13 protein-coding genes and 1 riboswitch are annotated in these 12,003 nt (G+C 34.7%); of the genes, 12 read left to right on the forward strand and 1 reads right to left on the reverse strand.

What is annotated here, in order from left to right:
• The first annotated feature begins 83 nt into the window (after window positions 1–83).
• Window positions 84–176, forward strand: a riboswitch (TPP riboswitch).
• Window positions 177–281: 105 nt separating this feature from the next.
• The 8 genes from thiS to moeB are packed head-to-tail and all read left to right on the forward strand — an operon-like array spanning window position 282 to window position 7,353.
• Window positions 282–485 (forward strand): sulfur carrier protein ThiS, encoded by a 204-nt coding sequence (gene thiS / locus HH304_RS04885; protein ID WP_169678539.1) that lies wholly within the window; start codon window positions 282–284, stop codon window positions 483–485.
• A gap of 32 nt (window positions 486–517) precedes the next feature.
• Complete coding sequence (gene thiC, locus HH304_RS04890; RefSeq protein ID WP_169678541.1) at window positions 518–2,377, forward strand: phosphomethylpyrimidine synthase ThiC; 1,860 nt, start codon at window positions 518–520, stop codon at window positions 2,375–2,377.
• Window positions 2,378–2,380: 3 nt separating this feature from the next.
• Complete coding sequence (locus tag HH304_RS04895) at window positions 2,381–2,992, forward strand: thiamine phosphate synthase (protein WP_169678543.1); 612 nt, start codon at window positions 2,381–2,383, stop codon at window positions 2,990–2,992.
• The gene (locus HH304_RS04900) at window positions 2,976–3,758 is read left to right on the forward strand and encodes a hydroxymethylpyrimidine/phosphomethylpyrimidine kinase (protein ID WP_169678545.1); all 783 of its coding nucleotides are present in this window, start codon (window positions 2,976–2,978) and stop codon (window positions 3,756–3,758) included. Before HH304_RS04895 ends, HH304_RS04900 begins: the two co-directional genes overlap by 17 nt.
• Window positions 3,755–4,387 carry a thiamine phosphate synthase gene (gene thiE, locus HH304_RS04905; protein WP_169678547.1) on the forward strand — a complete coding sequence of 211 codons (633 nt, stop codon included), beginning with the start codon at window positions 3,755–3,757 and terminating at the stop codon, window positions 4,385–4,387. The genes HH304_RS04900 and thiE overlap by 4 nt, the downstream gene beginning before the upstream one ends.
• Window positions 4,388–4,408: 21 nt before the next feature.
• Window positions 4,409–5,182: a thiazole synthase gene (locus HH304_RS04910; RefSeq protein WP_169678550.1), complete on the forward strand. Its 774-nt coding sequence runs from the start codon at window positions 4,409–4,411 to the stop codon at window positions 5,180–5,182.
• The gene (gene thiH / locus HH304_RS04915) at window positions 5,175–6,287 is read left to right on the forward strand and encodes a 2-iminoacetate synthase ThiH (RefSeq protein WP_169678551.1); all 1,113 of its coding nucleotides are present in this window, start codon (window positions 5,175–5,177) and stop codon (window positions 6,285–6,287) included. The genes HH304_RS04910 and thiH overlap by 8 nt, the downstream gene beginning before the upstream one ends.
• 10 nt (window positions 6,288–6,297) lie before the next feature.
• On the forward strand, window positions 6,298–7,353 hold the full coding sequence (gene moeB / locus HH304_RS04920; RefSeq protein WP_169678553.1) for a HesA/MoeB/ThiF family protein: 1,056 nt from the start codon (window positions 6,298–6,300) through the stop codon (window positions 7,351–7,353).
• 82 nt (window positions 7,354–7,435) lie between these two features.
• Here moeB and HH304_RS04925 read toward each other — a convergent pair whose 3' ends face one another.
• Window positions 7,436–8,272 (reverse strand): TlpA family protein disulfide reductase, encoded by an 837-nt coding sequence (locus tag HH304_RS04925; protein ID WP_169678555.1) that lies wholly within the window; start codon window positions 8,270–8,272, stop codon window positions 7,436–7,438.
• A 312-nt stretch (window positions 8,273–8,584) separates the two neighbouring features.
• Here HH304_RS04925 and HH304_RS21175 point away from each other — a divergent pair, with 312 nt between their 5' ends.
• From HH304_RS21175 to HH304_RS04945, 4 genes are all read left to right on the forward strand, one after another.
• The gene (locus HH304_RS21175; protein ID WP_271711507.1) at window positions 8,585–9,634 is read left to right on the forward strand and encodes a sensor histidine kinase; all 1,050 of its coding nucleotides are present in this window, start codon (window positions 8,585–8,587) and stop codon (window positions 9,632–9,634) included.
• Window positions 9,616–10,320 (forward strand): LytR/AlgR family response regulator transcription factor, encoded by a 705-nt coding sequence (locus tag HH304_RS04935; protein ID WP_169678559.1) that lies wholly within the window; start codon window positions 9,616–9,618, stop codon window positions 10,318–10,320. The genes HH304_RS21175 and HH304_RS04935 overlap by 19 nt, the downstream gene beginning before the upstream one ends.
• 92 nt (window positions 10,321–10,412) lie before the next feature.
• Entirely contained in the window at window positions 10,413–10,976 is a 564-nt protein-coding gene (locus HH304_RS04940) for a TetR/AcrR family transcriptional regulator (protein ID WP_169678561.1), read from the forward strand.
• A 19-nt stretch (window positions 10,977–10,995) separates the two neighbouring features.
• The gene (locus HH304_RS04945; RefSeq protein ID WP_169678563.1) at window positions 10,996–11,913 is read left to right on the forward strand and encodes an NAD(P)/FAD-dependent oxidoreductase; all 918 of its coding nucleotides are present in this window, start codon (window positions 10,996–10,998) and stop codon (window positions 11,911–11,913) included.
• The last annotated feature ends 90 nt before the right edge of the window (window positions 11,914–12,003 follow it).

The raw sequence follows: 12,003 nt of genomic DNA on the forward strand, positions 1-12,003 counted from the left end.
TATAGCTTATAAGTATTAAACCTTATTTTGAGATTTAATCTACTTTCCTTTATTTTCTGGAAATTATTTTTCTACTTTGAGTTATTATACTTTAGGGGTGTCCCGGTCGGGACTGAGAAATACCCTTTGAACCTGATGCGGTTAGTACCGCCGAAGGGAAAAGTTGCAGAGTTCTACTTCGAACTTCTTTCTTTTCAAAATAAGATGATTTAACAAATCACTCTTTTTTTCAAAGCATACTCCCTTAAAGTTTCACGGATTAACACTAATAACTCAGACCTATGGTTACTGTTAATGTAAATGAAACTGAAATCGAGATTGAGGAAAATTCAACCATTCTTCAATTACTTAATCAAATCAATACTTCAAGCAATGGTATTGCCGTTGCCATCAACAACCACATCATTCCTGGGAATACCTGGGAATCACAGTTGGTAAATCAAAATGATAACATCCTGATTATTAAAGCTACTCAAGGGGGTTAATCCGCTATTGTCGAATCTTTTAATCTTAGTTTATGAAAAAAAAGGACACTGCACCTAAGCAGGGAACGATTACACGACATCCGTTTCCAAATTCGAAGAAAATCTATGTAAAAGGAAAAATTCATCCGCAAATAAAAGTAGCAATGCGGGAAATTACTTTGAGTGACACTAAAAACTCAATGACTGGTGAGTTAACTCCCAATGAACCCATTACTGTTTATGATACTTCAGGGCCATATACTGATCCAAATAAAGAAATAAATGTTCACAATGGTATAGAACGAATCCGTGAACAATGGATTTTAGATCGTGGCAATGTTGAACAGCTTAACGAATTCACATCCGAGTATTGTAATGAGCGTTTAAATAACCCAAAACTCGACCACTTGCGGTTTTCACACTTAAAAAAGCCTTTAAGGGCCAAAAAGGGAGAAAACGTCACTCAATTGCACTATGCTAAAAAGGGTATCATCACTCCTGAAATGGAATATATAGCTATCAGGGAAAACCAGCGTATTGATGAAATGACCAGAATAAAAGAGCAGCATAAAGGAGAACCCTTTGGGGCATCAATTCCTTCGAAAATCACTCCTGAATTTGTTCGTGATGAAGTTGCCCGTGGTAGAGCAGTGATTCCAAGCAACATTAACCACCCGGAGGCTGAGCCAATGATTCTGGGTAGAAATTTCCTGGTTAAGATCAATGCCAATATCGGTAACTCGGCAACAACTTCATCTATTGAAGAAGAGGTAGAAAAAGCCGTCTGGGCATGTCGCTGGGGAGCAGACAATATAATGGACCTTTCAACAGGAGAAAATATCCATGAAACCAGAGAATGGATCATCAGGAACTCTCCTGTTCCGGTTGGAACGGTACCTATTTATCAGGCACTGGAAAAAGTGAAAGGTGTAGCAGAAGACCTAACCTGGGAGATTTTCCGTGATACAATAATAGAACAAGCTGAGCAGGGTGTTGATTATTTTACAATCCATGCCGGAGTTCTACTTCGGTATGTTCCAATGACAGCAAAACGAGTGACTGGAATTGTATCTCGCGGTGGATCAATCATGGCCAAGTGGTGCTTAGCCCACCACAAAGAAAACTTCCTGTATACCCACTTTGAAGATATATGTGAAATCTTAAAACAGTATGATGTTGCATTTTCATTAGGTGACGGACTACGTCCGGGTTCGATAGCTGATGCGAATGATGAAGCTCAGTTTGCTGAACTGGAAACTCTTGGAGAGCTAACAAAAATTGCCCGTAAACATGATGTACAATGCTTTATCGAGGGCCCTGGTCATGTACCAATGCACATGATTAAGGAAAATATGGAAAAGCAGATTGAAGTATGTGATGAAGCTCCATTTTATACATTAGGTCCCTTAACCACTGATATTGCTCCTGGATATGATCACATTACTTCCGGAATTGGAGCGGCAATGATTGGTTGGTATGGTTGTGCCATGCTTTGCTATGTAACTCCTAAAGAACACCTGGGACTTCCTAACAAAGAGGATGTACGAGTGGGAGTTGTAACCTATAAACTTGCGGCACATGCCGCTGACCTGGCCAAAGGACATCCAGGTGCACAGCATCGTGATGATGTATTAAGTAAAGCACGTTTTGAATTCCGATGGGAAGATCAGTTTAACCTGGCGCTAGATCCGGAAAGGGCCCGTGAATATCATGATGAAACCCTACCTGCCGATGGAGCTAAAATTGCTCACTTCTGTTCAATGTGCGGACCAAAATTCTGTTCAATGAAAATATCTCAGGAAGTCCGTGATTTCGCAGCAAAAAATGAAGTAGAAGGCGAAGAAGTGTTCCAGAAAGGTATGGAAGAAAAATCGCAGGAATTTAAAGACAAGGGTTCTGAAGTATACCTGTAGTTTATGATAGTACTGATCTCACCGGAAATCGATTTGAATGACGAAATGGATATTCTAAACCTGCTATTTAAAGCAGGTTTAGAATACTTTCATCTACGAAAGCCGAATAAAAATCTCCATGAACACAGGCATTATCTTGATCAGATAGATGAAAGATTTCACAACCGAATCGTAATTCATTATTTCCATGAGCTTATTGATCAATACAACTTAAAAGGAGTCCATTATCAGGAAGCAAAAAGAAGAGAGAATGACCACGCTTTGAAAAGGTTTATTACTGATCTATCTGATATGGGTAAAACCGTAAGCAGTTCATTTCACGACCCGGAAGAACTGGCGCAATGTAAATTTGATTTCAATTATCATATGCTTAGCCCGGTATTTTCATCTATTTCAAAAGCAGGATATGAAGGCAAAGAATTTAATGTAAACCACATCGATAAACAAATTATCGGCTTAGGGGGAGTAACCTCTAAGAATCTGGGTCAAATAACCAGTCTGGGATTTTATGGTGTAGGCGTACTTGGAGGAATCTGGAACAGCCCCACTCCTATTGAAGAGTTTTCAAGGATAAAGAAATATTATAAATACTTTTCAAATGAAAGAAGCTTCTAACCGATATATATTATCTATTGCAGGACTTGACCCTTCAGCAGGTGCCGGATTAACATCTGACATTAAAACTTTTGAAGCTTTCGGTAATTATGGACTTTCGGTTTGTACCTCAGTTACCATACAAAATGATATTGATTTTAAAGCCTCACATTGGGTAGAAACTAATATAATTCTAGACCAGATAGACATTCTTTTTGATCGCTTCACAATAGAAGTAGTCAAAATAGGCGTCGTAAGAAACTGGGATACTCTAGCTACCATTGTTGACAGACTTAAAATACACAATCCAGCAATAAAAATCATTTTAGATCCGATATTAAAAGCCTCAGCCGGATATGAGTTTAATGAAAATAGCAATAGTTCTATACTCGATAATATTTTGCAAAGGATATGCATGATTACTCCTAATTATCAGGAAATACAATTGCTCTATCCTGCAAAAACTATTAGAGAAACCATTGCCCATATTACCAGGCATACCAATCTATACCTAAAGGGCGGCCATAATGAAACAGAGAAAGGAACAGATGTAGTTTATATAAATGGTAAAAAGCCTTTGGTTCTTTCCCCTAGGCTTTCAACAGTTTATGAAAAACATGGGAGTGGTTGCGTTTTATCATCGGCTTTAGCCGCAAGCATTGCTTCCGGACTGACACTTGAAGATTCAAGCAGGAAGGCAAAGCAATATACAGAGCAGTTTTTAGCAAGTAATCAGGGTTTACTTGGTACGCACCAATCATTTTCACTCCAAAAACATTCATTATGATAATTCCTAAATTACACTATATATCTCAAGGAAAGACTGCAGCAGAACATCTCGAAAATATTCGAAAGGCGTGTGCTGAGGGCATTGAATTAGTCCAACTTCGATTAAAAAATTATGATGAGACGACTATTTTAAATGTTGCCCGAATTGCTCGTGAGATTACAAGTAGCTATCAAACGAAATTAATTATTAACGATTATTTTAAGGTCGCTGCCACTATAAAAGCCGATGGTGTTCATTTGGGAAAAACTGATACTTGCCCTGATATTGCCCGTGAGTATTTGGAAGACTGGCAGATAATTGGTGGTACAGCCAATACACTTGACGACTGCAATTCATTGATCAATAAAAAAATCAATTATATAGGTCTTGGCCCCTTTCAGTTTACAACTACAAAAGATAATCTTAGCCCTGTACTTGGATCTCAAGGTTATAGAGTTATTTGTCAATCTCTGAATTCTCCTATCCCGATCATTGCTATCGGAGGAATCACCCTAAACGATGTTCCTTCAATATTAGAAACAGGAGTTTATGGAATAGCTGTTTCCGGCGAAATAACCAAAAACTTTAATAATGTGAGTAAGCTTCGCGAATTACTGACTGATTCCGGTTTAATGGAAAAGATTTAATGATAAATCAGACCTAATTAAATGAAAGACAAATTAAAAATAGCAGATAAAACCTTCAGTTCGAGACTTTTTACTGGAACAGGTAAATTTAGCAGTTCACAACAAATGCGCGAAGCAATACTAGCTTCCGAAAGTGAACTGGTAACAGTGGCATTAAAACGAGTAGAATTAAATAACGAAACTGACGATATTCTTTTACACCTGAAGGAAAAACATATTAACCTTTTACCAAATACTTCAGGAGTCAGGACTGCAAAAGAAGCAGTTTTTGCTGCCGAACTTGCAAGAGAGGCATTGGCTACTAATTGGATCAAACTAGAAATTCATCCCGATCCAAAATACTTTCTTCCTGACCCGATAGAAACATTACAGGCAGCTGAAGAACTTGTCAAAAAAGGGTTTGTTGTTATGCCATATATTCATGCTGACCCTGTCTTATGTAAACGTCTTGAAGAAGTGGGTGTTCAATGTGTTATGCCTTTAGGCGCTCCCATCGGTAGTAATAAAGGAATCAGAACCTTTGATTTTCTCGAAATCATTATCGAGCAAAGCAATGTACCGGTAATTATAGATGCTGGTATCGGAGCCCCATCTCATGCAGCTTACGCTATGGAGCTTGGTGCAGATGCGGTGCTTGTAAATACGGCTATTGCCGTTTCTCAAAACCCAATAGAAATGGCAATCGCTTTTAAAAAAGCAGTTGAAGCAGGCCGTATCGCATATCAAGCAAAATTGGCACCAATCAAACAACACGCAGAAGCTAGTAGTCCATTAACATCTTTCCTCAATGAGTAGTTTTAAAGATACATTTGATCAATACAATTGGGATTCGCTTAAAAACGAAATCTATTCTTTTACCGAATCGGATGTTAGAGTTGTATTGACAAAAAATAAAATCACTCTTGATGATTTTAAAATATTGATTTCACCAGCCGCAAGACCATATCTTGAAGAAATGGCTCAGCGAAGTAATCAGATCACAAAAAAGAGATTTGGCAACACTATTCAGATGTACATTCCTATGTACCTGTCTAATGAATGCCAGAACATTTGTACTTATTGCGGGTTTAGCATGACTAATAATACTCCCAGAAAGACACTTTCAGATAAAGAAATTCTCGAGGAAGTAGAACATATCAAAAGTCTTGGATACGATCATATTTTATTGGTGACAGGTGAAGCAAATAAAACTGTCGGGGTTTCATATTTAAAACATGCTATTCAACTTATTCGTGATCATTTTTCAAATATCAGTATTGAAGTTCAACCATTATATCAGGAAGAATATGAGTCATTAATTGAAGAAGGATTATATGCTGTTTTAGTATATCAGGAAACATACAACCAGGAAACATATAAAATCCATCATCCAAAGGGCAGAAAATCAAACTTCGAATACCGCTTAGATACGCCAGATCGACTGGGTAAAGCAGGTATACATAAAATTGGCATCGGAGCGCTATTTGGCCTTGAAGACTGGCGGGTTGACAGTTTTTATACCGCTCTGCATTTAAAATACTTGCAGAAAACGTACTGGAAAACCAAATACTCGATTTCATTTCCTCGGTTGCGTCCTCATCAGGGCGATGTTCAACCAAAATTAGAAATGACAGATGCAGACCTTGTACAACTAATATGTGCTTACCGTATGTTGGATGAAGATGTTGAGCTATCGATGTCAACAAGGGAAAGTGAAACTTTCAGGAACAACATTATCAATCTTGGGATTACTTCTATTAGTGCCGAATCAAAAACTAATCCAGGTGGTTATTCGGTAGAGCCTCAAGCATTAGAGCAATTTGAAATTTCAGACGAAAGAAGCACCCAAGAAATAATAAACCTTATCAAATCACAAGGGTACGAAGTAGTTTGGAAAGACTGGGACAGGATTTACTCTTAATTAATTGTAGATGGAACTCAATAAGTTAGAAAAACAACAGTATAACAGGCATATCATTCTCAATGAAGTGGGGCTTGAAGGCCAGTTAAAACTCAAGAAGGCTAAAGTACTGGTAATTGGAGCTGGTGGACTAGGGTGTCCGGTTTTACAATACCTCACCGCTGCTGGAGTTGGAAAAATAGGTATACTAGATGATGATGCAATAGAAATTTCCAACCTTCAGAGGCAGGTTTTATATTCATATTGGGATGTGGGAAGAAATAAAGCAATCGCTGCAGCTGACAGATTACAATCTCACAATCCTACAGTTCTTTTTGATGTTCATAATCTGCGACTAACAAATGAAAATGTTCTTGAAATTATCGACCCGTATGATATCATAATTGATTGTACGGATAATTTCCCAACAAGATATTTAATTAATGATGCATCGGTTATTAAAAACAAACCAGTTGTTTTTGGTTCTATATTTAAATTCGAAGGACAGGTATCTGTTTTTAATTATCAAAACGGACCAACATACAGATGTTTATATCCTACACCTCCAAATCCTAATGAGTCTCCAAATTGTTCTGATATTGGTGTACTTGGTGTTTTACCTGGAATCATTGGAAGTCTACAAGCCAATGAAGCATTAAAAATCATCCTTGATTTAGGTGATGTGTTGAATGGTAAACTTCTCAAATATGATGCTCTTTCGATGCAACAAATGATCCTTTCATTCAAAAAAGACAATTCAATCACTATTAATACCCTTGACAGTGATTACCCTGGCTTTTGTGGATTTTCAGATTCAGTAGAGGAAATAAGCATAGAAGAATATTATAATAATTTTCAGGAATACAACCTTTTGGATGTACGAACAACGGAAGAACGACAAATAAGCAGCATTGAAAGTATACATATTCCCATTGATGAGTTATCACAACGGATACATGAAGTGCCCCAAGATAAGGAACTGATTATATTTTGTAAATCAGGAATTCGTAGTAAAAAAGCAATAGAAATATTAAGAAAGAATGGAATTAAGATTAAGTTATCCAATTTAAAAAACGGATTGAATTAAAATTCAATCCGTTGTAATATAATTCCTTTTACTTATTTAAAGATTTAACACTAAAATATCTATGTAATCTATCGTAAAGCTATTATTCCGACTGAACTAACACCTGGTTTTTAATCCCATTTAACTTTGTGGCTAGATTATTTGACGGACTTTGTGCCTTTACCTCTATAATTTCACCATTCGGCCCGATAATCATATGATGCGGAAATGCCTTATACCCATGTATTTCATCATTGTATCCTGCATTATTTAAAATCTCAATAAACGTTTCACGACTGATAAATGAATGAGTTCCTTTTAGACCATATTTTTCAATAATAATACGTTGCTTTTGTTTTTCACCAGGAACAGATCGATCAACTCCGATAAATAATAAATGAACCTTATCATCATCAATCCTTTGAGTAAATTGATTATGCCTTCCGAATTCTTCGAGGCATGGTTTACATCCGGAATGCCAGATATCTACATATAATACCTTCTTTTTAGTTTTAGCGAGTTCTTTGATCTTTTCCAGACTTGTTATTGAGTAATCCAAATAAATTTCATTTTTACTAATATCTCGTGAAAAAAAGAAGTAAAAACCACTAACAAATACTGTTGATATTAATATAAATACTAATCCTACTCTTTTTAATTGTTTTTTTGAAGCCTTTATTAACCACCAAATAAAAGCAATTAATCCACCAATTAACCCACTAACTAAAATAGCATTGAATGTATTATTAAAGTTGTGCCATTTTATCAAATAGCTCCACTTAAAAAATTTATTCTCCACTTCAACAAGCCAAAACAACCGACTTATATGAGTCAAAATAATTAAAGTAATTACAAACACAAAGGTGGAAATACCATATTTTGATCGCAAATTCGACTTAATGGATAAATAACCTACTCCATAAATTATACCTATTATCATTAAGGTTTTGAATAATGAATAAATCATATAGAGTGTAGAAGTGGAAAAGAATAAATGGTTGACTATGACAAACATGCATAAGCCAAAAATGAGGATTTTAATTAACAACTTCATAATTCTGCTTTTTGATCAAATGTTTGTTATTTCTTTTGATAATAAAAATTTATTTGATCAACTAATAAAGTTCTATTTCAACGACTGAGAATCGAATATTTGATAGGATTAAGTGGCTTTTATTGTCGTTGGTATAGTAATTCTCGTCGATTATCACCCATAATAGCTTAAAATGTTAAAGATTATTAGTTTACGATCATGAATGGAAAAAGAATATTAAATCATTGTTTTTTCTGGATTCTAATAATAATCTGTTGGATATTTTGGGTTGATTCCAGAGTTGAAGTCTTTGATTATTTTGTAGACGGTTATAAAAATATTGGTTATTTGGTTAGCACCAACCACTCTATCTTTATCTGGTATTGTATAGCCTCATTATTTAAAGCCATATTCGTTATAATTGTATTATACAAAATATTACCACAATTTGGGCATCATATCAAATCCCTGTATTGGATTGTTATTAGTTTATCAATTGCAATCATTGCCGAATTTATAATTGCTCGAATATATTATAATAATGTTTCTTCAAACGTTGATAAGTCCACCCTTATAAATTGGGACTATTCGGTAATACAAATTTTTGCTATTTACCTTTTTCTGGGATTTACCTGCATTATAATTTTTGCCGCATACCGATGGTTTAGTAATTATCAGGTTCTTAAAAAACTTCATCAAAATCAAAACACTTATAATAAATTAAAAGAGCAGTTAAACCCACATTTTATGTTTAATGCAATCAATGGAATCTATGAAATAGCAGTAACAGAAGAAAATGAAAAAATACAAGAGTCGATTATTAAATTGACCGATACATTAAGATATACTATTGATTCAATTGATCGAGATGAAGTCCTGGTGGAACAAGAAATTAATGCTATCAATAATTATATTGATCTCCAAAAGATACGATTTGATTTGACTGATTTAAAATTAGATACTGAATTTGATATTAAAAACCTAGACTTTAAAATTGCTCCCCTACTTTTACTTAATTTCGTAGAAAATGCTTTTAAGCATGGATATCGTCATGACAAAAAATCAATAATTAGTATTAAACTCGAAGTAAATAAAAAAGAATTGATATTGGATATTATAAACACCAATCATTCGCAAAGAATTAATTCAGATGGTGGAAACCACAATTCAAAAAAAATACTTTCTTTGAAATATCCCGGTTTACATCGGTTAATTATTAAAAATGAAGAAAAATACTTTCAGGTAAAATTATGGATCAAAACCAGATAAGCTGCATTGCTGTTGATGATGAACCTTCTGCCCTCCGAATTATTGAAGCCTTTGCTAAAAAAGTTAGTTCCGTAAAATTAAAAGCTTCATTCAAGAATCCGGTTGATGCGTTAACTTATCTTCAATCTAACTCAGTACAACTAATGTTTCTGGATATTAACATGCCTGATTTATCGGGTATTGAATTCATGAAAAGTCTTAAAACCCCTCCATTAATTATTCTTACTACCGCTTATGAAGAATATGCATTGGAGAGCTATGAATATCAGGTAATCGACTATTTACTTAAGCCCATAGCCTTTCCGAGATTTCTAAAAGCAATTAATAAAGCTTCTGAGCAATTGTACTTAAATACGAAAAACACTTCTTTTGAAGGTGGTTCAATTATACTAAAAGACGCTGGTACATTGTATAATTTTAAAGAGCAGGCTATTTTATACCTTGAATCAATGGGGAACTATTTAAAGGTAATGACAGATTCAGGGCCAATTACAATCAAATCAGGTCTGCAAGAATTTATCACCAGCCACCAGCTCCATAATATCTACAGAGTTCATAAATCATTCGCAGTAAACATAGACCACATTTCCAAAATAACTAATTATCAATTATTTATTAATGAAAAGGAAATACCGATTGGTAGAAAATTTAAAGATGATATACGAAGGATATTTATAAAAAAATAACAGAAGAAATTCATCTATGAAATAACCAATAAAATCTAAAAAATTATTGTCTCAATAGTGCGACATTTGTAACTTTGTCACACTATTGAGACATGACAACAGATACTAAAACAAAAATAATACTTGCAGCAATTAAGGTAATAAGTACTTCACCTTCTGCTCCAATGGAAGAAATCGCAGAAGCTGTTAATTTAAACAGAAGGACTCTACACAGGTATTTTTCAGGTAAAGAGGATCTAATCAAAGAAATTGTTGCTTTTGCCAGTCGTACTTGCTTAAAGAAGACCATTGCCTCTATTGAAATTTCAGATAACCCCAACATTCAACTTAAAACAATGTTTGAGCAAGACATTGAGTGTGGTTATCAATTTCGTTTTCTTTATAATTTTAAATCAAATCAACAGGGATTAGAGAAAGAATCAGCAGAGTATAAAGAGATGTTGGCAATTATCAGGGGATTATTAAAAACATTATATTCTTCAGGAGTCATCAATCCAAAGTTAACTATTGATTGGGTCGAAAAATTATACTTTTCTACAATAGATGCAGCTATAAATCAAAAAACTTCAATGGATGAATCAGGTGACCAAATAACTGAAATGGCATGGATTTCATATTTCAATGCAATCAAGAATCCAGATAACCAAAGCAATTAACATTTTAACCTAATATTAAATGAACTACGAAGTAATTATTATTGGCGGGGGTCCTGCCGGTATGAGTGCGGCCCTTGTCTTAGGTAGAAGCAGGATAAAATCATTAGTATTAAATGCTGAAAACCCTAGAAACAGCATAACAACTCATTCTCACGGCTTTCTAACACAAGATGGCATCCATCCTTCTGAGATATTTAAAACAGCAAAAGAACAATTATCAAAATACACTGATGTAACTTATAAAAATGAAAAAGCAATCGAGGTTACAAAAACTGATGATTACTTTGAAGTTAGAAGTGAGGAAAATTCATATTCATCTAATAGAGTAATCATCGCTACCGGATACAGAGATAACATCAAAGAAGTTGGAATCAAAGGGCTAGAGGATGTGTATGGTAAATCAGTTTATCCTTGTCCGTTTTGCGATGGTTTTGAAATGGCCGATAAACAATTGGCTGTGTTTGGTGATGCTATGATGGGACCTATGTTTTCAAAAGTGATTGCACATTGGTCAAATGATGTAATTGTCTTTACAAATGGAGAGAAAGTAACTGATCAGGAATTATTGAAGTCACTTCAAACCAACAACATTAGACTAATTGACAAAAAAATAAAGCAATTAAAATCTATAGATGGAATATTATCGGGTATTGAACTAGAAGATGACACTATTATTAAAAGACAAGGTGGTTTTATAGCTGATACTATGGCGGTGGAGAATACTAACTTTGCTCGAAATTTGAATGTACCAATTGAAAATGGTCACTTTGGAATGGAAAGCTATAAAGTTGACGAAAATAAAGAAACTGAAATAAAAGGACTGTACATAATTGGAGATGCCCGATCTGGATGGACAGGAGTTGCAGGAGCAGTTAATGAAGGTAGTGTAGTTGGTAAGGCTATAACTCACCAGATTATTGAAGAACATTGGAAATAATAGGTTTGCCAAACAACATAATAAAAATATTTTTACAATAACAAGTCTTATAAATTATACCAGGATGTATTAAATTTATATATCAGCCAT

This window comes from Marinigracilibium pacificum, from assembly GCF_012926615.1.
Classification (GTDB): Bacteria; Bacteroidota; Bacteroidia; order Cytophagales; family Cyclobacteriaceae; genus Mangrovivirga; species Mangrovivirga pacifica.

What these genes read in the sequence shown, in the direction of transcription:
- thiS (WP_169678539.1), top strand. Translation starts at nt 282, where the DNA reads ATGGTTACTGTTAATGTAAATGAAACTGAAATCGAGATTGAGGAAAAT.
- thiC (WP_169678541.1), top strand. Translation starts at nt 518, where the DNA reads ATGAAAAAAAAGGACACTGCACCTAAGCAGGGAACGATTACACGACAT.
- HH304_RS04895 (WP_169678543.1), top strand. Translation starts at nt 2,381, where the DNA reads ATGATAGTACTGATCTCACCGGAAATCGATTTGAATGACGAAATGGAT.
- HH304_RS04900 (WP_169678545.1), top strand. Translation starts at nt 2,976, where the DNA reads ATGAAAGAAGCTTCTAACCGATATATATTATCTATTGCAGGACTTGAC.
- thiE (WP_169678547.1), top strand. Translation starts at nt 3,755, where the DNA reads ATGATAATTCCTAAATTACACTATATATCTCAAGGAAAGACTGCAGCA.
- HH304_RS04910 (WP_169678550.1), top strand. Translation starts at nt 4,409, where the DNA reads ATGAAAGACAAATTAAAAATAGCAGATAAAACCTTCAGTTCGAGACTT.
- thiH (WP_169678551.1), top strand. Translation starts at nt 5,175, where the DNA reads ATGAGTAGTTTTAAAGATACATTTGATCAATACAATTGGGATTCGCTT.
- moeB (WP_169678553.1), top strand. Translation starts at nt 6,298, where the DNA reads ATGGAACTCAATAAGTTAGAAAAACAACAGTATAACAGGCATATCATT.
- HH304_RS04925 (WP_169678555.1), bottom strand. Translation starts at nt 8,272, where the DNA reads ATGATAATAGGTATAATTTATGGAGTAGGTTATTTATCCATTAAGTCG.
- HH304_RS21175 (WP_271711507.1), top strand. Translation starts at nt 8,585, where the DNA reads ATGAATGGAAAAAGAATATTAAATCATTGTTTTTTCTGGATTCTAATA.
- HH304_RS04935 (WP_169678559.1), top strand. Translation starts at nt 9,616, where the DNA reads ATGGATCAAAACCAGATAAGCTGCATTGCTGTTGATGATGAACCTTCT.
- HH304_RS04940 (WP_169678561.1), top strand. Translation starts at nt 10,413, where the DNA reads ATGACAACAGATACTAAAACAAAAATAATACTTGCAGCAATTAAGGTA.
- HH304_RS04945 (WP_169678563.1), top strand. Translation starts at nt 10,996, where the DNA reads ATGAACTACGAAGTAATTATTATTGGCGGGGGTCCTGCCGGTATGAGT.